This is a genomic window from Nocardioides plantarum (genome assembly GCF_006346395.1).
GTDB lineage: Bacteria > Actinomycetota > Actinomycetes > Propionibacteriales > Nocardioidaceae > Nocardioides > Nocardioides plantarum.
The window spans coordinates 1,911,165-1,934,237 of the sequence record NZ_VDMS01000001.1; the positions used below are offsets into that span (position 1 = coordinate 1,911,165).

Here is a 23,073-nt window from a genome sequence, read left to right on the forward strand (position 1 = left end):
TCCGCGTTCACTAACCGGTTAGTGAACGGGGAGCGAGTCCTTCACGATGATGGCCATGAACACGAAGGACGTCAGCCGCTCCAAGCGCCTGTCGCTGGTCCTCCGGCACCAGCCACAGAGCATCGGCATCACGCTCGACGCCAACGGCTGGGTCGACGTCGCGACGCTTCTCGACGCCCTGGCCGCCCACGGTCCCGCGATCACGCGCGACGACCTCGACCGCGTCGTGACCGCCAACGACAAGCAGCGGTTCGAGTGGGACGTCGAGGCCGACCGGATCCGCGCCCGGCAGGGCCACAGCGTCGAGGTCGACCTCGATCTCGAACCCGCCACGCCGCCTCCGCTGCTGTTCCACGGCACCCCGACTCGCAACGTCGAGGCGATCCTCGCCGAGGGCCTCCACAAGGCGAGGCGCCACCACGTGCACCTCTCAGCGGACGAGGACACCGCCCACCGGGTCGGTGCGCGGCGCGGTGAGCACGTGGTGCTCTCGGTGGATGCGGCGTCCATGGCCGACGCAGGTCATGTCTTCTGGGTCACCGGCAACGGCGTCTGGCTCGCCGATGCGGTCCCAGCCGAGTACGTCAGTCGTCGGCCGACAGCGCCTTGAAGTCGCGGTCGGCCTCCTCGATGTCGCCCTCGAGCTCGGCGACGGCGTCGGGCTTGCCGTAGAAGCGCCGGAACGAGTAGACGAGCAGGGCGATCGCGATCAGGGCCGAGAAGAGCAGGGTGCTGCCGGTGCCGATGCCTCCGGTGAGCCAGGTCCAGTCGGGCAGCGGCCACCACCCGGGCTGGTCGGGGCCGACGATCCACAGGACCCCGCACCCGATGAGGAACAGCACCCCCGCGGCCGACAGCGCGATGCGTGTCGGGGTCTCGACGCTCTCGGCGGCGCCCTTGAGCGCGCGGTACTTGATGGGGTCGAGCCGACGCTCGGCCCACTCGTACTGCTGGGAGAGGACGGCCAGGCCGGCGAAGACCATGATCAGCCCGGGACCGGGAAGGACCAGCGCTGCGACGCCGGCCACCAGCAGCAGCCAGCCGACGACCTCGAGCCCGATCCGCTTCGCGACCTTCATGGCGTCAGCCTGTCAGAGGGGGTCAACCCGGCCCGCGACTTCGACCCGCGAGATCGGCCGGGGAATCAGCCGGCGTACTGCGCGACGTAGGCCCGACCCTCGTCGTCCAGGTTGCCGTGGACCTCGGCGACCTTGGCCCAACGCAGGGTCATCCGCATGAACCGCAGCGGGTTGTAGACGTCCTCCTCGCGGGAGAACAGCCCGTCGCCGGCGTAGGTCATGATCGTCAGGTTGGACTCCTCGTGCACCGAGCCGTCGCCGGGGTCGGGCATCAGGTTGCGGACCTCGCAGATCAGTCGCGAGGTCGACTCGTCGACGGTCTGCCAGGCCAGCGGGAAGCCGGTCATCACCGAGCCCGGGAACGACGTCATCGTCGCGACCGACCAGGCCCGGATCTCGTCACGACCGTGGAAGGTACCGAAGGCGTGCTCGACGTAGTCGGCGTCCTCGGTGAAGCTGAGCGCGAAGTCGTCCCAGTCGCCGCTCGTCGCGTGGTCCTGGACCCGGGCGTGCATGGCGGCGTAGGCCTCGGTGATCTCGGCCGCGGAGAACCGCCCGGTCACGGGCGGCTGGTCTGGATCGGGCACGTCGTCTCCTCGGGCCTCGGGGATGGCAGGGGCGGGATGGGCGGACCGGGGCTCACCCGGTGCGGTCGGCGTACGACGTGGCGGCCGCGTGGACGTCGTCGAGGTAGACCCGGGCGTTGTTGTAGGAGAGCACGCCGCTGGTCCAGCCCTCGCCGGTCGTCAGGTCGCGGTGGCCGGCACACAGGTAGTCGGCGGCCGCGAGCGCGGCGTCGTCGAGGTCGTTGGGGTCCTGCACCCCGTCGCCGTCGCCGTCGGCGGCCCAGGTCTCCCAGGTGCTGGGGATGAACTGCATCGGGCCGACGGCGTGGTCCCAGTCGGGATCACCGTGGTAGGTCGTGGTCCGCGGGGTCGCCCGGATCGCCGCGAAGGCGCCCTGCCCGTCGAGGGCCGGCCCCAGGATCGGGGTCGAGGAGCGCCCGTCGGCACCGAGGGTGCGGCCGCCGAGCGTGCCGTGCTGCGACTCGACCCAGCCGATCCCGGCGAGCGTGGTCCACCCCAGGCCGCACGACGGTGGTGCCTCGAGCTCGGCGCGGGCGTAGGCACCGAGCGCGGTCTCGGACAGCCCGGCGGCGGCCGCCGTACGACGCAGCCATGCCGGGTCGACCTGCGGCACCCCCGTGGCAGCCGGGTCCTGGCCGGCGTCGGCGGTGGGTGCGGGGCGCGCGACGGGGGCCGACTCGAGCGGCCGGGAGCCGGTGGGGGTCAGGTCCTCGACCGGCGGTCGGACGTAGAGCGTCTGCTGCACGACCCAGGCGATCGCGAACAGCGCCACGAAGGCGGCGACGGCGAGGTAGGCCGCACGCAGGGGGTGGCGGGTCACCTGCCCACCCCTCCCGGTCGGTCCGACCACGGCCGTCCCGGTCTCGGGCGGCTCACAGCGGCCCCCATTATGCGACGTCCGGCAGCCGGGTGCGAACCGGCGGCGGATGTGGGACGACCACCCCGAGCGCCGCGGACCACCTCTACCGTGGCCGGATGGACGACGCCCGGCGCAACCCGTTCGGGTCGCGCCTGCTCGGCCCGGCCGACCAGTCGGCCCGCTCGCTGCGGGTGCGCGTGCAGCTGCTGCTCACCGGGCTGCTGGTCACGACGAACCTGGTCGGTGCGGGGGTCGTGGTGATCATCGCCAGCGTGCTCGTCCCGGCGCCGACCCCGACCCGCGGCACGGTCCTCTCGCTCGCGATCGCCGTGCCCGTCTACGTCGCCGTCGCCGTGGTCCTCGGCGCCGTCATCGGTACGACGGCCACGCTGCGGGCGATGCGCTGGGCCCTCACCGACACCGCCCCGGACGCCGCCGACCGCGAGCGGGCGCTGCGGGCACCCCTGCGCCTGACGCAGCTGCAGGGCGCGCTGTGGGGCGGTGCGACCGCGCTCTTCACCGGTCTCGCGCTGCTCCTGCAGCCGTCCCGCGCCCTGACCACGTTCGCCACCGTCGCGATCGCCTCGGTGGTGGTGTGCGCGGTCGCGTTCCTGCTCTCGCAGTGGGCGGTCCGGCCGGTGTCGGCGCGGGCGCTGGCGACCGCGCCGCTCACCGCTCGCCCGCGCGGGGTCGGCGTCGGCGAGCGAATGGTCATCTTCTGGTGCCTGGGGACCGCCGTACCGATGCTGGGGGTGGTGCTCACCGCCCTGCTCGCGCTGGTGAGCCCCGACGAGACGTCGCTGACCCGGCTCGCGGTGACCGTGCTGGTGGTCGGCGCGGTCGTGCTCGTCTTCGGCCTCTTCGTCACGGTGCTCAACGCCCGGTCGGTCGTGGCGCCGGTGCTCTCGGTCCGCGACGCCCTCCTCGACGTCGAGCAGGGCGACCTCGCGCGCGAGGTGCCGGTCTACGACGGCACCGAGCTCGGCCTGCTGCAGTCGGGCTTCAACCAGATGGTGACGGGGCTGCGCGAGCGCGAGCACCTGCGCGACCTGTTCGGGCGCCACGTCGGCCAGGAGGTCGCCGCCGCGGCGGCCGCGGGGGCGGTCGAGCTCGGCGGTGAGACCCGAGTGGCGACGGTGCTGTTCGTCGACCTGATCGGCTCGACGCGCTACGCCACCGAGCACTCACCGGCCGAGGTCGTCGAGGTGCTCAACCGGTTCTTCGCGGTCGTGGTCGACGAGGTCGACCGGCACCACGGCCTGGTCAACAAGTTCGTGGGCGACGCCGTGCTGGCGATCTTCGGGGCTCCCGTCGAGCTCCCGGACCACGCGGCCCGGGCCCTGGCGTCCGCCCGGGCGATGGCGGCCCGCCTGGTCACCGAGGTGCCCGAGGTCGGCGCCGGCGTCGGGGTCGCGACCGGTGAGGTCGTGGCCGGCAACGTCGGTCACCAGCAGCGGTTCGAGTACACCGTGATCGGCGACGCCGTGAACTCCGCCTCCCGGCTCACCGACCTGGCCAAGGACGTCCCGGGCCACGTGCTCGTCGCCCGGGCCACGGTCGATGCCGCCGGCGCCGAGGAGTCGTCGCGCTGGTCGGCGTACGAGAGCGTGGTGCTGCGCGGCCGGTCGGTCGCGACCGAGGTCGCCGTACCGACCGGCACGCAGACGGGCCCGGTCAGCCCAGCGCGCTGACCGCGGCGTCGTAGTCGGGCTCGGTGCCGATCTCGGGGACCAGCTGGCTGTGGAGCACGGTGCCGTCGCGGTCGACGACCACCACGGCGCGGGCCAGCAGGGCCTCGAACTTGCCGTCGACGAGGGTCACGCCGTAGTCGCTGCCGAACGACGACTTGTACGCCGAGGCCGCGACGGCGTTGTCGATGCCCTCGGCACCGCAGAAGCGGGCCTGCGCGAAGGGCAGGTCGACCGAGACGTTGACGACGCGGGTGTCGTCGAGGTCGGCGGCCAGCTCGTTGAACTTGCGCACGCTCGCCGAGCAGACCCCGGTGTCGACGCTCGGGAAGATGTTGAGCACGGTGCGCGTGCCAGAGGCGAGGGTGACCTCGCTGAAGTCGGAACCGGTCAGCGTGAACGCCGGGGCGGTCGAGCCGACCGCCGGGAGCTCGCCGACGGTCTGAACAGGGGTGCCGCCCAGGGCAGTGGTAGCCATGACCACTTTCTAGCAGCCGGACGATCACCGGCTGCGGGCGGCTCAGCCCTCGACCGGCAGCGAGTAGTCGGCCAGGCAGGTGTCGAAGTCGTCGTCGGTGCGGGCGGGGTCGTCGACCAGGGCCAGGTCGTCACCGCAGTAGTCGGTGGCCTCGTCGGGCGTCAGGGAGGCGAGCTCGGGCTCGACGACGACCGGCGTGGTGGGCGCCGCCGGCGTCGTCGAGGCCGGGGTCGAGGGCGCGGCCGGCGTCGTCGGGGCGGCCGGGGCGGCGGGGTCGACCGGGTCGGCCGGGTGGGTCGGCTCGGCCGGGTCCGTCGGCTCGGCGGGGCTGGTCGGGCTGGTCGGCTCGGCGGGGTCGACGGGCTCGCTCGGCGTGACCGGGGCCGGGGCACCGGCCGCGGCGGGGCTCCCGGTGACGGCGTCGGCGACGGGCTCGGCACTCACGACGGCGTCGAGGACGGCGGGCTGACCGACGGCCCGCAGGCCGGTCCCGGCCCCGGCGACGGGCACCAGCGGCCCGACGTCGCGGGGGCGGGCGGCGAGCACCGGCGGGGCGGTGGCCGGGGCCGCGGGGGTGCCGCCCTGCAGATAGCCGCCCATGAGCGACAGGACCTGGTCGACGTAGGCGCTGCTGTGGTTGTAGCGGAAGACCGCGAGCCGCTGGCCGGGCGCCTTGGTGAGGTCGTCGGTGCCCGAGCAGAGGTAGACGGCCGCGGCGAGTGCGGCGTCGTCGATGTCGAGCGGGTCGCGGGCACCGTCGTTGTCGGCGTCGACGCCCACGACCGACCAGGTCGACGGGATGAACTGCAACGGCCCGACCGCCCGGTCGTAGCGGGTGTCGCCGTCGTACTGGCCGGCGTCGGTGTCACGGATGGTCGCGGTGCCGTGGCGGCCGTCGAGGACCGGGCCGAGGATCGAGGGGGTCGAGACGCCGTCGGTGCGCAGGGTGGCGCCGCCGAACCGGCCGTGGTCGCTCTCGATGCGGCCGATGGCGGCGAGCAGCTGCCAGCTCAGCCCGCAGGCGGGGTCGGCGGCGTTGATGACGGTCTCGGCACGCTGGTAGGCGGCCAGGGCCGTCGCCGGGATGTCGCTCGAGGTGGGTCGGGCGGCCACGGTCGAGAACCGGCCGTCGCTGGCCGCGATCCGGGTCGGTGTCGACAGGCTGGCGGGGGCGTCGAGGCTCCCGGTGGTCGTGGGTGCACCGGTGGACGTGGACGGCGTGGTGGGAGCAACGGGCCCGAACGGCACGCCCGGACGCGCCTGGGGAGCAGCCGTGGTCGGCGCCGCCGCGGTGATGGTCGTCGTCCCGGTGACATGGGTGGTCCACGCGACCGAGACCAGCGCCAGGGGGACGGCCGTCGCGACTCGCCTCGAGCGAGTCGTAGTGCGTGCCATGTCGGAGGTGCTCCCTGGGTGGTGTGTCCCGTCGGCGGTCCGTGGTCGGGGATCAGCCACTGCCGGTCGGGCCTTCATTAGACCACCGGCCCGGGCACCGCCCTGACCGAATGGTCAGGAATGCCGAACTGTTCAGCAGCCGTTCGGTCAATCGTGCGGATGCCGGCCGACCCCGCGCACCACCCGAAGTGGGGATTTCCCGTCGAACTGCGCCCCCCAGCGCCGCGGATGGCACACCATGGCGCCATGCCCTCTCCGCGCCGTACCGCCGATCGAGCCTAAGGTCCTGGGTGTGTCCGTCCTGGAACGGCATCGCGTGTCGGTCACCGGCCCGGCCGGTGCCACCCCCGTCCTCTTCGCGCACGGCTTCGGTTGCGACCAGGCCATGTGGCGGTTCGTCGCGCCGGCGTTCGAGGACCGCTACCGGGTGGTCCGCTTCGACCTCGCCGGGTCCGGTGGCTCCGACCTGTCCCAGTACGACGCCGAGGAGTACTCGACCCTGGGGCGCTACGCCGAGGACGTCGTCGAGATCTGCCGCGAGCTCCGGCTCGAGGACGTCGTGTTCGTGGGGCACTCGGTGGCCGGCATGATCGGCGTGCTCGCGCACCTGGCCGACCCCGGTCGGTTCTCGCGCCTGGTGCTGGTCGGGCCCTCGGCCCGCTACATCGACGACGACGGCTACGTCGGCGGGTACAGCAGGGCCGACATCGCCGAGCTCCTCGACCTGATGGACAGCAACAACCTCGGCTGGCAGCAGCCGCTGGCCACCATGCTGATGCCCGGCACCGAGCTGGACGCCGAGCGGTCCGAGCTGGACGCGAGCTTCTGCCGCACCCGGCCCGACATCGCCCGCCGGTTCGCCGCGGTCACCTTCCTGGGCGACAACCGGACCGACCTCGTCGAGGTCACCGTGCCCACGCTCGTGCTGCAGAACCGCCACGACTCCATCGCCCCGCTCCCCGCCGGAGAGTTCGTCCGCGACGCGATCCCCGGCGCGACGATGCAGGTCATCGAGACCAGCGGGCACTGCGCCCACCTCAGCGCCCCCGCCGAGACCATCGCCGCCATCGACGCGTTCCTGCCGTCGTGACCGGGGCTCCCGAGGATGACGACCTCTTCGACCACGCACCGGCCGCCTACGTCGTCCTCGACCGCGCCGACGGACACATCGTGCGGGCCAACCAGGCCTTCTCCTCGCTCGTACGCCGCCCGCTCGACGAGGTCCTGACCTGCACCCTCCCGCGCCTGCTCAGCGTCGCGGGGCGGATCTACTTCGACACCCACCTGATGCCGATGCTCTACCTCAACGGCCGCGTCGACGAGGTGGCGCTCGACGTGGTCACCGCCGAGGGCGAGCGGGTGCCGGTCCTGGTCAACGCCAACCGGGACGCCACGGGCGTCCGCGTCGTCATGTTCGGCGCCAGCGAGCGCCGGCGCTACGAGACCGACCTGCTGCGGTCGACGCGGGCGGCCGAGGCCGCGCGCCAGGCGGCGGTCGAGCTCGCGCGCACCCTGCAGCAGACCCTGATCCCGCCCGTCCCGCCGCGCATCCCGCGGCTGGAGATCTCGGCCGCCTACCGCCCGGCGGGGGCCGGCGACGAGGTGGGCGGCGACTTCTACGACGTCTTCAACGTCGCCCCGTCGGTGTGGACCGTGGTGCTGGGCGACGTCCTCGGCAAGGGCGTCCGGGCGGCCGCCGTGACCTCCTTCATCCGGCACACCGTGCGCGACCTCGCCATGCAGCTCGCCGACCCGGCCGAGCTGCTGCACGCCCTCGACCGGGCCCTGCGGGCCCACGACACCGACAAGTTCTGCACCGTGGTCCTGCTGCGCCTGACCGAGTCGTCGGACGGCTGGGTCGTCGAGGGCGCCTCCGGCGGGCACCCGCTGCCCCTCCTGGTCACCGCCGACGGCCGGGTCAGCGAGGTCGGCACCCCCGGTTCCCTCATCGGGATCCTCGACCACCCCCACTACACGACCTTCACGCACCGGCTGGGGGCCGACGAGCTCGTCACCCTCTACACCGACGGCGTGACCGAGGCCCGGCGCGGACGCGAGCTCTTCGGCGACCGGGCCCTGCGCGAGCTCCTGCGCACCGCGTCCGCGCAGCCGGCGTCGGTCAGCCAGGCGGTGGCCGACGCCGTGGTCGACTACCAGGGCGGCGTGCCCAGCGACGACATCGCCGTCCTCACCCTGCGGCCGGCCCCCTGCTAGTCACGCCCGAACAGTCACGCCCCGAGCACGTGCGCGAGGTGGTCGTTGCCGAGCACCCGCTGCGGGTCGAGCCGGTCGCGCAGCGCGAGGAGCTCGCCGAAGCGCGGGTAGCGCTCGCGCAGGTCGGCCGCGCCGAGGCCGTGCAGCTTGCCCCAGTGCGGGCGGCCGCCGACGTCGCCGGCGATGGCCTCCAGGGTCGCGAAGTAGGCCTCCCGGTCCGGGCTCCCCACCGCCGTGTGCACCGCGACGTAGAGCGAGTCGCGCCCCTCGGCCGTCGAGACGGCGATGTCGTCGGCCGCCGCGACCCGCACCTCGACGGGCACGGCGATCCGCCAGCGGCTGCGCTCGACGGCGCCGACCAGCTCGCGGAGCACGTCGAGACCGTGCTCGCGCGGGACGGCGTACTCCATCTCCTCGAAGCGGACCCGGCGCGGCGAGGTGAAGACGCGGTGGGAGCGGTCGCTGAACTCGCGGTCGCCCAGCGCGGACGCCGACACCCGGGCCAGCGGCCGCACCAGTGCCGGCACCCGGCGCCCGGCGCCCACGACCCCGCCGAAGACGGTGTTGGACAGGAAGTCGTCGTCCCACCAGGCCCGGCGCCGTGACAGCGGCTCGAGGTCGTCGAGCGGCACCCGTGTGTTGTGCTTGGTGAGCACCTTGCGGGTGTGCGGGAACCAGTAGAACTCGACGTGGTCGGTGCCCGCCACGTCGTCGTCGAAGCGGTCGAGCACCTCGTCGAGGGCGCCGCCGGCCTCGCGGGCCCGGATCCCGAACGCCGGCTCGGTCTGCAGGGTCACCGTGGTGATCACGCCGAGCGCGCCGAGCCCGACCCGCGCGGCGGCGTACACGTCGGGGTTCTCGGACGGCGAGCACGTCAGCGTCGTGCCGTCGGGCAGCGCCAGCTCGAGGGCGCGGACCTGGGTGGCGATGCCGCCGAAGCGCGCGCCGGTGCCGTGGGTGCCGGTCGAGATCGCGCCCGAGATCGACTGGGCGTCGATGTCGCCGAGGTTGGTCATCGCCAGGCCGAGCGCGTCGAGGGCCCGGTTGAGCGCACCCAGCCTGATGCCGGCCTCGACGGTCACCAGCCCGGTGCCGGCGTCGGCGTGCAGCACCCGGTCGAGCCGGTCCAGGCGCAGCTGGACGTCGTCGGGACGCCCGATCGCGGTGAAGGAGTGGCCGCTGCCGATCGGGCGGACCCGGCGGCCCGCCGCGGCGCAGGAGGCCAGGAAGGGGGCGATCTCGGCAGTGGTGCGGGGGGTCAGGACCTCGATGCCCTCGACCCGCTGGTTGCCTGCCCAGTTGGTCCAGGCTTGACTCGTCGACATGGTCACCCAGCATGCCCGTCTCGAGCGCGCCACGCAGCACCTCGACGCACCCGTCGCCGTCGTCGACCTCGACGCCTTCGACGCCAACGCCGCCGATCTCGTGCGCCGGGCGGGCGGCACCCCGATCCGGGTGGCCAGCAAGTCGGTGCGCTGCCGCGAGCTGCTGCGGCGCGTCCTGGCCGTGGACGGGTACGCCGGCGTGCTCGCCTTCACCCTGGCCGAGGCGCTGTGGCTGGCCGACGAGGTCGAGGACGTCGTGATCGGCTACCCCACCGCCGAGCGCGAGGCGCTGCGCGAGCTGGCCGCCGACCCGGTGCTGCTCGAGCGGGTGACCCTCATGGTCGACTCCGTCGAGTCCCTCGACCTGGTACGCGCCACGATCGACGTCGTCGAGCAGCCGGTCCGGATCTGCCTCGACCTCGACGCCTCCCTGCGCCTGGCCGGCGACCGCGTCCACCTGGGCCCGCGCCGCTCGCCGGTGCACTCGGTCGACGAGGCCGTGGCGCTCGCACGCGCCGTGGCGGCCGACCCGGTCTTCCGGCTGGTCGGCGTGATGGCCTACGAGGGCCAGGTGGCCGGCCTCCAGGACCACCCGGCCGGTGGGCTCGCCGCGCACGCTCGCGGCCTCGTCGTACGACGCCTCAAGCGGGCGTCGGTGGCCGAGCTGACCGAGCGGCGCGGGGCGGTGGTGGCGGCGGTCCGCGAGGTCGCCGACCTCGAGTTCGTCAACGGCGGCGGCACCGGCTCGATCGAGACGACCGTCGCCGACCGCTCGGTGACCGAGGTCGCGGCCGGGTCGGGCCTGCTCGCCCCCGCGCTCTTCGACGGCTACGACTCGTTCACCCCGGCCCCCGCCGCGCTCTTCGCCCTGGCGGTGACGCGGCGCCCGGGCCCGGGGCTGGTGACGGTGGCGGGCGGCGGCTGGGTCGCCTCGGGTCCCGCCGGGCCGGACCGGCTGCCGACGCCGACGTACCCGGCGGGCCTGCGGCTGCTCGGCGCCGAGGGCGCGGGCGAGGTGCAGACCCCGCTGCGCGGCGACGCGGCCGACGCGCTGGCCCTCGGCGACCGGGTCTGGTTCCGGCACGCCAAGGCCGGCGAGCTGGCCGAACGGGTCCCGGCCCTCCACCTCGTGGCCGGGTCCGAGGTGGAGTCGGTCGTGCCGACGTACCGCGGCGAGGGCATGACGTTCCTGTGACCTGACCCCTAGGGAGGTCGCCCTTGTCGGTGCCGTCGTGTTCAGTGGGGGCATGACTGTCATCCAGACTCCGGCCGACTGGCCGACCGATTGGGACCCCGACTCGCTGGTGCGGCGCTACGACGAGGTCCGCGCCCACACCGAGACGCTCGCCGCGCCGCTGTCCCCCGAGGACCAGACGGTGCAGTCGATGCCCGATGTGTCCCCGACCAAGTGGCACCGCGCCCACGTGACGTGGTTCTTCGAGACCTTCCTGCTGGCCGACCACGAGGCCGGCTTCGCGCCCTTCCAGGACCAGTACTGGTTCTTGTTCAACAGCTACTACGAGACGCTCGGTCCGAGGTTCTCCCGGGCCGACCGCGGCCTGATCACCCGGCCCGGGGTCCACGAGGTCGGCGACTACCGCGCCAACGTCGACGACCGGGTCCGCGACCTCCTCGCCAGCCTCGACGGCGGCACCCTCGACAAGCTCGGCCCCACGATCGAGCTCGGCTTCCACCACGAGCAGCAGCACCAGGAGCTGCTCCTCATGGACATCAAGCACGTGCTCTCGCGCAACCCGCTCCAGCCGGTCTACGCCGGCGCCCCACCGGCGCCCAGCACCCCCGACGAGCTCGGCTGGGTCGAGGTCGAGGGCGGCCTGGTCGAGATCGGCCACGACGCGGTCACCCAGGGCCCGCAGGGGTTCTGCTTCGACAACGAGCTCCCCCGCCACCGCCAGTGGCTCGAGCCCTACCGGCTGGCCGACCGGCTCGTCACCAACGGCGAGTGGCTCGAGTTCGTCGCCGACGGCGGCTACCGCCGCCACGAGCTGTGGCTGTCCGACGGCTGGGCGCGCGTCAACGGCGAGGGCTGGGACTCCCCGCTCTACTGGACCGAGCGCGACGGCACCTGGCTCGAGCACACCCTCCACGGCACCTGGCCGCTCGACCTCGGGGCACCCGTGTGCCACGTCAGCTTCTACGAGGCCGAGGCGTTCGCGACCTGGGCCGGCAAGCGGCTGCCCTCCGAGGGCGAGTGGGAGCACGCCGTGGAGACCACGGTCTCGACAAGCTCGACCGGGGCCTCGGTGGTCGAGCCTGTCGAGACCCCGGCGCTCCACCCGCGTGCGGCCGGGCCGGCCACCGGCGGGCTGCGCCAGGTCCACGGCGAGTGCTGGGAGTGGACCTCCTCGGCCTACCACCCCTACCCCGGCTTCCACGCCCCCGCCGGCGCCATCGGTGAATACAACGGCAAGTTCATGTCCAACCAGATGGTCCTGCGCGGCGGCTGCGCGCTGACCTCGCCCGGCCACGCCCGTACGACCTACCGCAACTTCTTCCCGCACTCCGCCCGCTGGGCGGTCTCCGGGGTACGGCTGGCCGACGGCGGCGCACCCCGGCTGGGGGGCCGGCGATGAGCGCGCTCAAGGTGTCGGTCCTGGTCGACAGCGACTGGGCGTCGGGCTCGCTGGTCGACGACGTACGCCGCGGCCTCGGCACACACCCGCTGCGGCTGCCGCCCAAGTGGCTCTACGACGACGAGGGCTCCCGGCTCTTCGACGAGATCACCCGGCTGCCGGGCTACTACCCCACCGAGGCCGAGCGGCGCATCCTGCTCGACCACGCCGCCGACATCGTCGCCGCCAGCGACGCCACGACGGTCGTCGAGCTCGGCTCCGGCACCAGCGACAAGACCCGCACCCTGCTCGACGCGTTCGCCTCCGCCGGGCGGCTGCAGCGGTTCGTGCCGGTCGACGTGTCCGAGCAGACGCTGCGCGACGCGGCGGCGATGCTCGCCGACCGCTACCCCGGCCTCGCGGTCGAGGCGGTCGTCGGCGACTTCACCCTCCACCTGGGCCACCTGCCGCTCAACCAGCCCGGCCAGACCCGGCTGGTCGCCTTCCTCGGCGGCACCATCGGCAACCTCTACGTCGAGGAGCGCGCGGCGTTCCTCGGCGCGCTCGCCGACACCCTCGAGCCGGGCGACTGGCTGCTGCTCGGCACCGACCTGGTCAAGCCCGTCGACCGCCTGGTCGCGGCCTACCACGACCCCGGCGGCGTCACCGAGGCCTTCGTGCGCAACAGCCTGGCGGTCCTCAACCGCCAGCTCGGTGCCGACTTCGACCCCGGCGCCTACTCCTACGTCCCCTTCTGGGACGGCCACCTCGAGCGGATGGACCTGCGCCTGCGCGCCGACTCGCCCCAGCACGTGACCATCCCCGGCGCCGACCTCACCCTCGACCTCGCGGCCGGGGAGGAGATCCAGGTCGAGATCTCCACCAAGTTCCGCCCCACCGGCATCCGCGCCGAGCTCGACGCGGCCGGCTTCGAGACGGTCGAGCTGTTCACCGACCCTGCAGGCGACTTCGGCCTGACGCTGGCCCGGCTGCGCTAGGCAGCGGGGATAGTCCCTGACGTAAATCAAGGTTCTCGGCGCCAGAACCTTGATTTACGTCAGGGACTATCCCGGCCCGTCCGTCAGAACGAGGTGACCACGGCGACGCCAGGGGCGCGCCCGACCTCGACCAGCGCCGCGCCGGCCTCGTCGAGGGTCAGCTCGCGGGTGACCAGGTCCTGGGGGCGCAGCCGGCCGGCGCCGATCAGCGACAGCATGGCGGGGTAGTCGTGGGCGGCCATGCCGTGGCTGCCGAGCACCGCGAGCTCGCGGGCGACGACGAGGTCCATCGGCACCTCGGGACGCCCGAGCTCGGGGGGCAGCAGGCCCACCTGCACGTGCCGGCCGCGCGGGCGCAGCGAGCGGATCGAGGCCACGCAGGTGTCGGGCGAGCCGAGGCAGTCGAGGCCGACGTGGGCACCGCCGCCGGTCACTTCGACCACGGCCGCCGGGTCGGCCAGCACGTGCTCCGCGCCCATCGCGGTCGCCAGCCCACGCGCGCCGGGCGACGGGTCGACGGCGACCACCCGGGCCCCGACGGCGACCGCGACCTGCACGGCCGAGAGCCCCACGCCGCCGCACCCGATGACGGCGACCCACTCCCCCGCAGCCACCCGCCCGACGCCGGTGACGGCTCGGAACGCCGTGGCGAAGCGGCAGCCCAGTGCCGCGGCCGTGGTGAAGGACAGCGAGTCGGGCAGGGCCACCAGGTTGACGTCGGCGGCGTCGAGCGCGACGAGCTCGGCGAACGAGCCCCAGTGGGTGAAGCCGGGCTGGGTCTGGTGGAGGCACACCTGGTGCTGGCCCTCGCGGCACGGCGCACACACCCCGCAGGCGCAGACGAAGGGCACCGTCACCCGGTCGCCGACCGACCAGCGGCGTACGCGGTCGCCGACGGCGGCGACCGTGCCGGCCAGCTCGTGGCCGGGCACGTGCGGCAGCACGACGTCGCTGTCGTGGCCCGACCACGCGTGCCAGTCGCTGCGGCACACGCCGCTCGCGCCCACGGCGACGACGACGCCGTCGGGTGCGGGGGTCGGGTCGGGTACCTCGCGCACGGTCAGCGGGCCCCCGAACCGCTCCATCAGGAGCGCGCGCATGCCGCCAGCGCCTCGAGGAGACGGTCGACCTCGTCCTCGGTGGAGTACGGCGACAGCCCGACCCGGACCCCGCCCGCGTCGCCCAGCCCGGCGTGCCGCGAGGCCTCGATCGCGTAGAAGCTGCCGGCCGGTGCGAGCACGTCCCGCTCGGCCAGCGCGACCCGTACGTCGTCGCCGGCCAGGCCGGCCACGTGCAGCAGCACCGTCGGCGTACGACGAGCAGGCGAGCCGTGCACCCGCACGCGGTCGAGGCCCGCGAGTCCGGTGAGCAGCCGATCGAGGAGCGCGGACTCGTAGGCCTCGATCGCCGTCATCCCGCCGACGTCGTCGATGAACGCCACGGCGGCGGTGACGCCCGCCAGCTGCTCGTAGGGGAGCGTGCCGAGCTCGAACCGCTCGGGTACGGCGTCGCTCGACGGGAGCAGCTTGCCGGGGTGCAGGGTCTCGAGCAGCGCCGGCGCCGCCGCGAGCACCCCGAGGTGCGGGCCGAAGAACTTGTAGGGCGAGCAGGTGAGGAGGTCGGCGCCCAGGTCGGTGAGCGACACGGGCGCGTGGGCGGCCAGGTGCACCGCGTCGACGTGCACGAGCGCACCCACCTCGTGGGCGGCGTCGGCGATCGCCCGCACCGCAGGCCTCGTGCCGAACAGGTTGGACGCGCCGGTGACCGCGACGAACCGCGTGCGTGGCGACAGCACCGTCGCCACGTCGTCGAGCTCGGTCGTGTCGGGGTCGAAGCCCAGCCACCGCACGGTCGCGCCGGCCGCCTCGGCCGCCAGCACCCACGGCCGCACGTCGGCGTCGTGGTCGAGCCGGGTCACGACGACCTCGTCGCCCGGTCCCCAGGTGGCCCCCAGCACCCGCGCGAGGTCGAACGCCAGGGCGGTCATCGACCGCCCGAACACCACGCCGCCCGGGTCGGCGCCGACGAAGCCGCCCATGGCGGCGCGCGCACCGACCGTGGTCGCCTCGGTCAGCCGCTCGGGCTCGGTCAGCGTGCCGCGCTGGCACATGCCGGCGGTCATCGCCGCAGCGACCGCCTGCGCCACCTCGACCGGCACCAGCGACCCGCCGGGGCCGTCGAAGCGCGCCAGCCCCGAGGCCAGCGACGGGAAGGACGCGCGCACCCGCGCCACGTCGTACGTCACGAGCCGGCTCCCGCGTCGGTGCCGGACACCAGCGCGACCAGGTCGGCGATCGAGTCGACCACCTCGGTCGGCCGGTAGGGGAACGTCTCGATCTGCTCGGGCCTCGTCGACCCGGTCGTGACGAGCACGGTGCGCAGCCCCGCCTCGAGGCCGCTGATGATGTCGGTGTCCATCCGGTCGCCGACCATCACGGTCGACTCGGAGTGCCCGTCGATGCGGTTGAGGGCACTGCGCATCATCAGCGGGTTGGGCTTGCCGATGAAGTACGGCGTCCGCCCGGTCGCCGTGCTGATCAGCGCCGCGACCGACCCGGTCGCGGGCAGCAGGCCCTGCTGGCTCGGGCCGCTGGGATCGGGGTTGGTCGCGATGAACCGGGCCCCGGCCGCGACCAGCCGGATCGCCCGGGTGATGGCCTCGAACGAGTAGGTCCGGGTCTCCCCCAGCACCACGTAGTCGGGGTCGCGGTCGGTCAACACGTAGCCGACGTCGTGCAGCGCCGTGGTCAGCCCGGCCTCCCCGACGACGTACGCCGTCCCCTGCGGGCGCTGGTCGACGAGGAACTGCGCGGTGGCCAGGGCCGAGGTCCAGATGGCGTCCTCGGGCACGTCGATCCCGCTCCCGAGCAGCCGGGCCCGCAGGTCGCGGGGGGTGAAGATCGAGTTGTTGGTCAGCACGAGGAACCGCCGCCCGGACGACTTCAACGCCTGGATGAAGTCGGTGGCCCCGGGGATCGGCACCTCCTCGTGGACCAGCACGCCGTCCATGTCGGTCAGCCAGGTCTCGACCGGTCGACCGGTCAGCAGGGAGGACATGCCCCCAGTGTCGTCCACCGCTGGCTGGGCGCGCCGACAGGAGGGCCGCGCTGACAGGATGGGCGCGTGCCGACCCGGATCGCCGACCTCGTCGACCTGGTGGACCAGCTGCCGCAGGTCGCGCGGACCGAGCACGGCCGCTACACCAAGCTCGCGGTCGCCGGCCACACCTTCGGCTACCTCTGGGAGCCGACCCGCACGGTCGGGCTCAAGCAGACCCTGGCCGAGCAGCTGGCGCTGGTCGCGGAGCGGCCCGAGGTGTTCGAGGTGCAGTTCACGGCGGGCGCGTTCGGGTGGGTCGTGGTCCACCTCGAGGGGGTGGAGCGCGACGAGCTCGCCGAGCTGGTCTTCGAGGCGTGGCGTCTCACCGCACCGGCCGCGCTGGTCGCCGAGCGCGACGACGAGCTCCCGACCTGACCCGCGGCGACCGGCTCAGCTCGCGTCGAGCGCCGAGATCTCGTCAGCAGTGAGCTCGAGGCCGGCCGCGGCGGCGGAGTCGACGATCGACGAGGGCCGCTTCGCCCCCGGGATCGGGATGACGACCGGTGAGCGGGCGAGCTCCCACGCGATCGCGACCTGCTGCGGGCTGACGCCGCGGGCCGAGGCCACCTCCGCGAAGGCCGGGTGCTTGTCGGCCAGGTCCTTGGCGTCGCCGAGGCCCCCGAGCGGGCTCCACGGCAGGAACGCCAGGCCGAGCTCCTCGCAGACGTCGATCTCGGGCTCGCTGGAGCGGAACGCCGGGCTGTACTGGTTCTGCACGCTCACCAGCGCCTCGCCGAGGACGGAGTGGGCCAGCCGGATCTGGTCGGGGTCGGCGTTGGACAGCCCCAGCATCGCGACCTTCCCGGACTCGTGGATCTCCTTCATGGTGCCGAGCACCTCGTCGTAGGGCACCGCCGGGTCGGGTCGGTGGTGCTGCCACAGCGCGAGCTGCTCGACCCCGAGCCGCTCGAGGCTGGCGTCGACCGCGGCGCGCAGGTGGTCCGCGGAGCTGTCGAGGCCCCAGCCGCCGCCCTCGGTGCGGACGTGGCCGCCCTTGGTGGCCAGCAGCACCCGGTCGCGGACACCGAGCTCGTCGAGGATCCCGGCGACGAGGCGCTCGTTGGCGCCCTGGGCGTCGATGTCGAGCTCGTCGCCGGGGCCGTAGGCGTCGGCGGTGTCGAACAGCGTGACGCCCGCGTCGAGCGCCGCCCGCACCGTGTCGAGCAGCTGCTCGCGCGGCTGGGTGCCGGTCTGGTCGAAGGTCATCAGGCCGAGGCCGACGGCGCCGACCTCGTGGCGGCCGACGGTCGGGTTGCCGAGGTGTCGTGTCTGCATGCCTCCGGTCTAGCCGTCGGCTCCAAGCCTGGTCTGCCCGGACGTGCCGAACGGCACCCGGGAGGACCCGGGTGCCGTTCGGTTGGTGCGTTGGTGCGGGATGGATCAGTTGCTGCGCAACGGCTCCTCGGGCACGTCGACCTCGACCGTCGTGGTCGCCGAGGTACCGGAGTACTCGACCAGGCCGAGGTAGTGACCCGGCGCGAGACCGGTCCACGACGCCTCGTACGACGTCTCCTCACCCTGGGTGGTCGGAAGCGGGTCGGGAGCCACGGTGAAGCCGCCGACCGCGGGACCACCACCGATGTCGTAGAAGTCCAGCGAGTACGAGATCGGGTTGGTCCCGTCGGTGCCGGCGGCGAAGCCGTCGACCTCGGTGATGTAGAACGCGGTGTCGGGGTTGCTGATGACCACGCGCTCGTCGGCCGAGCCAGTCGCCGAGGTGCCGGCCTCTCCCGTGATCGCGGCGGTCGAGCAGGCGGTCGCCGAGTAGACGTGCAGGTCGAGGTCGGCGCTGTCGTCGTCGGCGTCGAGGTCGAAGACGGCCTGCTTGGTGGACGGGTTGACCTGGAAGCAGGCGAGCTCGTAGTCGTTGACCGCGACGGCGGACGAGTAGCTGTCATCGCTGGGTGCGACCAGGCCGGTGGCCGCCAGGTCGACGGAACCGTTCGAGCCGGCCGTGACCGGCACGTCCACCGAACCGTCGGAGCCGGTGCCGGTGACCTTCGACGGGGCCGCGAGGGCCACCGGCTTCAGGGCGACGGGCATCCGGACCGAGGTCGGTCCGGCCAGGGTGATCGAGCCCTGGGCGTAGGCGTCGAGCCGGGCCGTGGTGCGGGTGAAGGTGAACTTCACGTCGACGATGTCGTTCTTGCGCTTGGCGACGACCTTGGCGGGTGAGGCGGTGACGGTGAAGCCCTTGACCGCGAAGGACGGCGTCCAGGTGCCGGCGCGGGTGGCCCGGAACGACCGCTTCAGGGTGACCGCACCCGGGACGCTGCTGTCGGCGAACGACGGGATGTTGAGCTCGTTGGCGGCGACGGCCGGCACGCCGGTGTCGAGGCCCTGGCCGGTGATGAACCCGCGCCAGTTGCGGCCGGTCTCGGTGACGAAGAGGCCCGGGTCGAAGAACCGCTTGGGCGACACCTGGCCGGCGCCGACCGCGAAGACGTTGTTGGTGATCGAGCCGGTGGAACCGAGCATCCGCGTGGCGGTCGTCATCATGGCCGACTTGATCTCCATCGGGCTCCAGGTCGGGTGCTCACCCAGGATGAAGGCGGCGAGCCCGGTGATGTGCGGAGCGGACATCGACGTACCGGAGTAGAGGTCGTAGTCGCGGCCCTGGTTGGACGGCGGCGCGACCGCGGCCAGCACGCTGGCTCCGGGGGCGGTGATGTCGGGCTTGAGCAGGTCGCCGTCGTTGGCCAGGGCCGGTCCACGCGAGGAGAACCCGGCGACCTGGGGCAGGGGCGTGGTCTTGCCCGACTCGTTGGTGATCCCGAAGCGGCCCGCCGGAGCCGTGGCCGTGGCGAGGTAGGCCTCGAGCTTGGCGCCGTCGGCGTCGGAGATGTGGACCGTCGGCACCGCGTGGAAGTCGGCGTCGAGGCTGTTGGGCGTCGGGTTGACCAGGATCATCGCAGCGCCGCCGGCGCGCTTGACCTCGGCGCTCTTGGCGACCCGGTCGTAGGTGCCGCGGTAGCAGACCACGATCTTGTCGGCGACCTTGGCGGGGTCGAGCGTGTCCGGGCCGCAGAGCTTGGCGTCGGCGGCGTCGCCATCGGCGACGACGCTGGCCTCGGCGGTGACGATCGGCGTGCGCGGGACCCGGGTGCCGTTGATCGAGGCACCGACGAGCTTGGTGCCGTCGGCCAGGACGACGGTGTTCTCGAAGTTGACGTGCGTGCCGGCGGCGACGGTGGTCAGCCACGGGCTGTTGTGGGCGACGGTCGACGCGGTCGGGCCGCTGTTGCCGGCGGAGGCGGAGACGAAGATGCCGGCCTCGGCCGCACCCTCGAACGCGATCTCGACCGGGTCGACGACGGTGTCGGTGGCCCCGGAGATCGAGAAGTTGATGACGTCGACGTTGTCGACGACCGCGTCGTCGATGGCCGAGAGGATGGCCGAGTTGGCGCAGCCGCTCTTGTCGGGGTCGACGTTCTCGAAGCAGACCTTGTAGATCGCCAGCTGCGAGCCGGGCGCCATGCCCGAGACGGTGCCGAAGGCGCGGCCCTCGACCGTGACCGGCTTGGCGCTCGAGCCGGTGACGACACCGGAGGCGGTGCTGGCGGTGTGCGAGCCGTGGCCCGACCCGTCGCGCGGCGAGATGTACTCAGACGTCGGGCGGTCCGCGGGGGTCGTGCCCGCGAGGTAGGCGTCGGGGTAGTAGCGCGCGCTGATGACCTTGGCGTTGCAGTTGCCGACGACGAACTTCTCGCCGGTCTCGCACTTGCCCGTGAAGACGCCGCCGTCGGCCTTCTCGGAGCGGGTGTTGCCCTCGGAGTCGATCGTGGCGTCGGTGGGTCCGACGGGCGTGCTGCTCAGCTTGGCGCCGCGGAACGAGCCGCTGGCGGGCCAGACACCCGAGTCGATGTCACCGACCACGATGCCCTGACCGGCGTCGGTGCGGCTGCCGTGGGCCTTCCAGGCACCTCCGGAGCCGTCGAGGCCGAGGAACGCCGGGGTCTGCCAGGTGTCCTTCTTGCGCAGCGCGTCCTTGGCGAGCAGCAGCACCGACTTGTCGGTGGACAGCCGGGTGGCCTGGGCGCTGGTCAGCTCGGCGGCGAACCCGTTGAGCGCGACCGTGTAGTTGCTGTAGGCCTTGGCGCCCACGGACTTGGCGAGCGCGTCCTGCGTACGACGCAGGTGGCTCGTGTAGGCGCGCGCGGCGGGCGAGTCGGCGCGGAAGCCCTGGCCACCGCTGGCGCGGGTGGCGGCGAAGCGGCTGTCGCTGCCGTCGTACGAAGCCGCGGGGGCGGCCTTGAGCACGACGACGTAGCGGCCGGCGTCACGCGTGGCGAGGGTGCCGGTGGGCGTCTGCCGGTCGGCCTTGACGGACGGGGCCGCGAGGGTGGGGCTCGGCGCCACGATGGCGCCGGTCAGTGCGACGGCCAGGCTGGCCGTGACCAGGCCGAGGAGGCGGGTACGCCTCCGTCGGCCGGCTGAGGGGTTCGAGAACAAGGCTTCTCCCTGCTGCTGCTGCCGGCCGCGGCCGGCTGCGCCGCGATGGCGCTGGAAGCATCCTGGACCCTGCGGGCGCATTTGTGGGGGATCGTTGTGCAAGGAATCACATTCACCCTTCCGTGGCCCTGCGGCCGGAGGATGTTCAGGCCTCGTCGAGCGCCTGCGCCACGCGTCGGTGGGCGTTCCAGATCGCCTCGGGCAGCCGGTCGAACTGCTGCAGGTGCTCCTCGCGGAACCCCATCTCCTGTCGCCACCGGTCCAGGTCGAGCCCGAGGATCCGGTCGAGGTCCTCCGTCGGGATGTCGAGCCCGGTCAGGTCGAGCTCCTCGAGCGTCGGGATGGTGCCGACCGGGGTCTCGCGGCCGGCGACCTCGCCGTCCTTGTGGCGCACCAGCCACAGCAGCGGACGGAGGTTCTCGCGGTAGCCGGGCCACAGGAAGTGGCCGTCGTCGGGGTCCTTCTGGAACCAGTTGACGTGGGCGAAGATCGGCGGGTCGGTGGCCGCGCCGATGATCTCGAGCCAGTGGGCGGCGTAGTCGCCCTCGCCGTAGGCCAGGAACGGCCGCATCGACATCGGGTCGTAGCGCAGCTGTCCGTCGAGACCGTCGGCGGCGAACGTCGCCTCGGCACCCAGGGTCAGGCCGTCGTAGACGCCCTCGGCCAGGTCGGTGATCGCGCGCACCAGCGGCTCACGGTCGCGGGTGCGACCGCCGAAGATGATCGCGTCGATCGGGACCCCGGCCGGGGCCTCGAAGTCGTCGGCCACGTTGGGCACGTTAGCCAGCGTCGTGGTGAACCGGCTGTTGGGGTGGGCCCACGGGCTCAGGTCGCCCTCGTCGCGCTCGGCGATCCGGTCGCCCTTCCAGTCCTCCCACCCGGTGACGTCGACCGGCGGCTCGGGCGTCCTGCCCTCCCACCAGACCTCGTGGGTGTCGGGGTTGTAGGCGACGTTGGTGAAGATCGCGCCGCTGCCCTCGGCGATCGAGTCGAGCGCCGTCGGGTTGGTCAGCTCGTTGGTGTCCTTGGCGACGCCGAACACGCCGAACTCGGGGTTCATGCCGTAGACACGGCCGTCGTCCTGGTTGACCCAGAGCCACGCGATGTCGTCGCCGTAGAAGTCGACGTGGTAGCGGTCGCCCATCGCGTCGGGCGCCAGCGTCATCGCCAGGTTGGTCTTGCCCGAGGCGCTCGGGAAGCCGCCGCAGACGTGCCACTTCTGTCCGGTCTGCTTGTCGGTGATGCCGAGCAGCATGAACTGCTCGGCCAGGAAGACCCCCGACGCACGGCCGTCGTAGCAGGCCTGGCGCAGACCGTGGGCGATCTTGCCCAGGAGCGCGTTGCCGCCGTACGACGACCCGAAGTGCAGGATCGTGCGCTGGTCGGCGACCGTGACGAAGTAGCGCTGGTCGTCGGGCGTGCCCTGGCCGAGGTTCTCCAGGTCGCCGGTCACGTGGACGGCGCGCACGAAGGTCGCGGGATCGGCGAGGTCGTCGAGGTGGTGGGTGCCGACCCGCGCCATCCGGATCATGTGGAGCACGACCGGGCGGTTGTCGGTGAGCTCGACGCCGGCGGCGTACTGCTCGAGGGGCGAGCCGGGAGGCGCCATCAGGTAGGGGACGACGTACATCGTCTTGCCCTTGCTCTGCCCGCGCATCCGCTCGAGCTGGCCTGCGGTCATCTCCTCGGCGTCGCGCCAGTTGTTGTAGACGCCCCTGTCGTCGGGCTTGCTGGTCGCGACGATCGTGCGCTCCTCGGAGCGCGCGGTGTCCTTGAAGTAGGAGCGCGAGTAGTAGCGCCCCTCGCCGGCGGGGAACAGCTCGCCGGCCTCCAGCGCCTCGGCCACCAGCCGCGCGTCGTCGGAGGCGTTGACCACCTCGACGCGGTCGGGCTCGGTGATGCCGGCCCAGTAGGTGACGTACTCGCGGACGTGGGGGTTCTTCAGCCCCGCCTCGTCCAGGACCCGATCCACATCGACCATCGCGCAACGCCTTTCGGAGGAATGTGGCGGTCACGCTACCCACCGTCAGACGGCCTCCGACGCCGGCCTGACTTGGATCGATCAAAGGATCTCGGCCCCTACGATCGCCCCCGTGACCGCCCCCGACGTCCTCGCGTTCGCCGACCGCAAGAGCGACGGGGCGTACGCCGTCACGGAGCCGTCGGGCTCCGTCACGATGCGGCAACCCGTCGAGCGGAATGCAATCCTCTCCCCGTCCTTCGGGTGACGGACTCGGGCAGCCGCGGGCGCAGTCCAACGGTTTCGCTCCCCTGTTCGACACCCGCGACACCCGCGACACCCGCGACGATCCCGGCCCGCGGAACA

General features: G+C 73.1%; 21 protein-coding genes. 9 read left to right on the top strand and 12 right to left on the bottom strand.

Annotation, left to right across the window (positions count from 1 at the left end; all coding sequences use genetic code 11):
* Positions 1–55: 55 nt before the first annotated feature.
* Positions 56–610: an RNA 2'-phosphotransferase gene (locus tag FJQ56_RS08970; protein WP_140009063.1), complete on the top strand. Its 555-nt coding sequence runs from the start codon at positions 56–58 to the stop codon at positions 608–610.
* On the opposite strand, the gene FJQ56_RS08975 is transcribed toward FJQ56_RS08970, so the two are convergent.
* The 3 genes from FJQ56_RS08975 to FJQ56_RS08985 all read right to left on the bottom strand — a co-directional run bounded on the left by FJQ56_RS08975 (position 585) and on the right by FJQ56_RS08985 (position 2,486).
* Entirely contained in the window at positions 585–1,079 is a 495-nt protein-coding gene (locus tag FJQ56_RS08975) for a PGPGW domain-containing protein (RefSeq protein WP_140009065.1), read from the bottom strand. The genes FJQ56_RS08970 and FJQ56_RS08975 overlap by 26 nt on opposite strands.
* Before the next feature lie 65 nt (positions 1,080–1,144).
* Entirely contained in the window at positions 1,145–1,666 is a 522-nt protein-coding gene (locus FJQ56_RS08980) for a nuclear transport factor 2 family protein (RefSeq protein WP_211350805.1), read from the bottom strand.
* Between the two features lie 52 nt (positions 1,667–1,718).
* A complete protein-coding gene (locus tag FJQ56_RS08985) occupies positions 1,719–2,486 on the bottom strand; it encodes a lytic murein transglycosylase (RefSeq protein WP_246084051.1) in 768 nt (255 codons plus the stop codon).
* 155 nt (positions 2,487–2,641) lie between these two features.
* Here FJQ56_RS08985 and FJQ56_RS08990 point away from each other — a divergent pair, with 155 nt between their 5' ends.
* A complete protein-coding gene (locus FJQ56_RS08990; RefSeq protein ID WP_140009067.1) occupies positions 2,642–4,216 on the top strand; it encodes an adenylate/guanylate cyclase domain-containing protein in 1,575 nt (524 codons plus the stop codon).
* Here FJQ56_RS08990 and tpx read toward each other — a convergent pair.
* On the bottom strand, positions 4,200–4,691 hold the full coding sequence (gene tpx / locus FJQ56_RS08995) for a thiol peroxidase (RefSeq protein WP_140009069.1): 492 nt from the start codon (positions 4,689–4,691) through the stop codon (positions 4,200–4,202). The two genes, FJQ56_RS08990 and tpx, sit on opposite strands and share 17 nt — an antisense overlap.
* A gap of 42 nt (positions 4,692–4,733) precedes the next feature.
* Complete coding sequence (locus FJQ56_RS22895; RefSeq protein WP_140009071.1) at positions 4,734–6,086, bottom strand: lytic transglycosylase domain-containing protein; 1,353 nt, start codon at positions 6,084–6,086, stop codon at positions 4,734–4,736.
* Positions 6,087–6,378: 292 nt separating this feature from the next.
* On the opposite strand from FJQ56_RS22895, the gene FJQ56_RS09005 reads away from it, so the two are divergent.
* Together FJQ56_RS09005 and FJQ56_RS09010 are read left to right on the top strand one after the other, a co-directional pair.
* Complete coding sequence (locus FJQ56_RS09005; protein WP_211350806.1) at positions 6,379–7,176, top strand: alpha/beta fold hydrolase; 798 nt, start codon at positions 6,379–6,381, stop codon at positions 7,174–7,176.
* On the top strand, positions 7,173–8,300 hold the full coding sequence (locus FJQ56_RS09010; RefSeq protein ID WP_140009075.1) for a PP2C family protein-serine/threonine phosphatase: 1,128 nt from the start codon (positions 7,173–7,175) through the stop codon (positions 8,298–8,300). Before FJQ56_RS09005 ends, FJQ56_RS09010 begins: the two co-directional genes overlap by 4 nt.
* Before the next feature lie 14 nt (positions 8,301–8,314).
* Here the strand turns inward: FJQ56_RS09010 and FJQ56_RS09015 are convergent, their stop codons facing one another.
* Positions 8,315–9,625 carry a D-arabinono-1,4-lactone oxidase gene (locus FJQ56_RS09015; protein WP_140009076.1) on the bottom strand — a complete coding sequence of 437 codons (1,311 nt, stop codon included), beginning with the start codon at positions 9,623–9,625 and terminating at the stop codon, positions 8,315–8,317.
* Here FJQ56_RS09015 and FJQ56_RS09020 point away from each other — a divergent pair.
* From FJQ56_RS09020 to egtD, 3 genes are read left to right on the top strand one after another with little or no spacing between them, the layout of a single operon-like run.
* On the top strand, positions 9,624–10,820 hold the full coding sequence (locus FJQ56_RS09020; protein ID WP_140009078.1) for an alanine racemase: 1,197 nt from the start codon (positions 9,624–9,626) through the stop codon (positions 10,818–10,820). The two genes, FJQ56_RS09015 and FJQ56_RS09020, sit on opposite strands and share 2 nt — an antisense overlap.
* Before the next feature lie 52 nt (positions 10,821–10,872).
* Complete coding sequence (gene egtB, locus FJQ56_RS09025; RefSeq protein WP_140009080.1) at positions 10,873–12,219, top strand: ergothioneine biosynthesis protein EgtB; 1,347 nt, start codon at positions 10,873–10,875, stop codon at positions 12,217–12,219.
* Positions 12,216–13,196 (top strand): L-histidine N(alpha)-methyltransferase, encoded by a 981-nt coding sequence (gene egtD, locus FJQ56_RS09030; RefSeq protein WP_140009082.1) that lies wholly within the window; start codon positions 12,216–12,218, stop codon positions 13,194–13,196. The genes egtB and egtD overlap by 4 nt, the downstream gene beginning before the upstream one ends.
* An 83-nt stretch (positions 13,197–13,279) precedes the next feature.
* Here the strand turns inward: egtD and FJQ56_RS09035 are convergent, their stop codons facing one another.
* The 3 genes from FJQ56_RS09035 to FJQ56_RS09045 are packed head-to-tail and all read right to left on the bottom strand — an operon-like array spanning position 13,280 to position 16,253.
* A complete protein-coding gene (locus FJQ56_RS09035) occupies positions 13,280–14,296 on the bottom strand; it encodes an alcohol dehydrogenase catalytic domain-containing protein (RefSeq protein ID WP_140009084.1) in 1,017 nt (338 codons plus the stop codon).
* Positions 14,281–15,441 (bottom strand): cysteine desulfurase-like protein, encoded by a 1,161-nt coding sequence (locus FJQ56_RS09040; RefSeq protein WP_140009086.1) that lies wholly within the window; start codon positions 15,439–15,441, stop codon positions 14,281–14,283. Before FJQ56_RS09040 ends, FJQ56_RS09035 begins: the two co-directional genes overlap by 16 nt.
* Complete coding sequence (locus FJQ56_RS09045; RefSeq protein ID WP_140009087.1) at positions 15,438–16,253, bottom strand: HAD-IIA family hydrolase; 816 nt, start codon at positions 16,251–16,253, stop codon at positions 15,438–15,440. The genes FJQ56_RS09040 and FJQ56_RS09045 overlap by 4 nt, the downstream gene beginning before the upstream one ends.
* A 66-nt stretch (positions 16,254–16,319) precedes the next feature.
* Here FJQ56_RS09045 and FJQ56_RS09050 point away from each other — a divergent pair, with 66 nt between their 5' ends.
* Complete coding sequence (locus FJQ56_RS09050) at positions 16,320–16,670, top strand: MmcQ/YjbR family DNA-binding protein (RefSeq protein WP_140009089.1); 351 nt, start codon at positions 16,320–16,322, stop codon at positions 16,668–16,670.
* 15 nt (positions 16,671–16,685) lie between these two features.
* On the opposite strand, the gene FJQ56_RS09055 is transcribed toward FJQ56_RS09050, so the two are convergent.
* From FJQ56_RS09055 to FJQ56_RS09065, 3 genes are all read right to left on the bottom strand, one after another.
* Positions 16,686–17,570 carry an aldo/keto reductase gene (locus FJQ56_RS09055; RefSeq protein WP_140009091.1) on the bottom strand — a complete coding sequence of 295 codons (885 nt, stop codon included), beginning with the start codon at positions 17,568–17,570 and terminating at the stop codon, positions 16,686–16,688.
* A 105-nt stretch (positions 17,571–17,675) separates the two neighbouring features.
* Positions 17,676–20,747, bottom strand: coding sequence for a S8 family serine peptidase (locus tag FJQ56_RS09060; RefSeq protein WP_170215325.1), 3,072 nt, complete (start codon positions 20,745–20,747; stop codon positions 17,676–17,678).
* 145 nt (positions 20,748–20,892) lie between these two features.
* A complete protein-coding gene (locus tag FJQ56_RS09065) occupies positions 20,893–22,728 on the bottom strand; it encodes a phosphoenolpyruvate carboxykinase (GTP) (RefSeq protein WP_140009095.1) in 1,836 nt (611 codons plus the stop codon).
* Positions 22,729–22,840: 112 nt separating this feature from the next.
* Between FJQ56_RS09065 and FJQ56_RS22900 the strand changes: the two genes are divergently transcribed.
* On the top strand, positions 22,841–22,975 hold the full coding sequence (locus tag FJQ56_RS22900) for a hypothetical protein (protein ID WP_281284665.1): 135 nt from the start codon (positions 22,841–22,843) through the stop codon (positions 22,973–22,975).
* Positions 22,976–23,073 lie beyond the last annotated feature (98 nt).

What these genes read in the sequence shown, in the direction of transcription:
- FJQ56_RS09015 (WP_140009076.1), bottom strand. Translation starts at nt 9,625, where the DNA reads ATGTCGACGAGTCAAGCCTGGACCAACTGGGCAGGCAACCAGCGGGTC.
- FJQ56_RS09035 (WP_140009084.1), bottom strand. Translation starts at nt 14,296, where the DNA reads ATGCGCGCGCTCCTGATGGAGCGGTTCGGGGGCCCGCTGACCGTGCGC.
- egtD (WP_140009082.1), top strand. Translation starts at nt 12,216, where the DNA reads ATGAGCGCGCTCAAGGTGTCGGTCCTGGTCGACAGCGACTGGGCGTCG.
- FJQ56_RS09065 (WP_140009095.1), bottom strand. Translation starts at nt 22,728, where the DNA reads ATGGTCGATGTGGATCGGGTCCTGGACGAGGCGGGGCTGAAGAACCCC.
- FJQ56_RS09055 (WP_140009091.1), bottom strand. Translation starts at nt 17,570, where the DNA reads ATGCAGACACGACACCTCGGCAACCCGACCGTCGGCCGCCACGAGGTC.
- FJQ56_RS08970 (WP_140009063.1), top strand. Translation starts at nt 56, where the DNA reads ATGAACACGAAGGACGTCAGCCGCTCCAAGCGCCTGTCGCTGGTCCTC.
- FJQ56_RS08990 (WP_140009067.1), top strand. Translation starts at nt 2,642, where the DNA reads ATGGACGACGCCCGGCGCAACCCGTTCGGGTCGCGCCTGCTCGGCCCG.
- FJQ56_RS22895 (WP_140009071.1), bottom strand. Translation starts at nt 6,086, where the DNA reads ATGGCACGCACTACGACTCGCTCGAGGCGAGTCGCGACGGCCGTCCCC.
- egtB (WP_140009080.1), top strand. Translation starts at nt 10,873, where the DNA reads ATGACTGTCATCCAGACTCCGGCCGACTGGCCGACCGATTGGGACCCC.
- FJQ56_RS09045 (WP_140009087.1), bottom strand. Translation starts at nt 16,253, where the DNA reads ATGTCCTCCCTGCTGACCGGTCGACCGGTCGAGACCTGGCTGACCGAC.
- FJQ56_RS08975 (WP_140009065.1), bottom strand. Translation starts at nt 1,079, where the DNA reads ATGAAGGTCGCGAAGCGGATCGGGCTCGAGGTCGTCGGCTGGCTGCTG.
- tpx (WP_140009069.1), bottom strand. Translation starts at nt 4,691, where the DNA reads ATGGCTACCACTGCCCTGGGCGGCACCCCTGTTCAGACCGTCGGCGAG.
- FJQ56_RS09020 (WP_140009078.1), top strand. Translation starts at nt 9,624, where the DNA reads ATGGTCACCCAGCATGCCCGTCTCGAGCGCGCCACGCAGCACCTCGAC.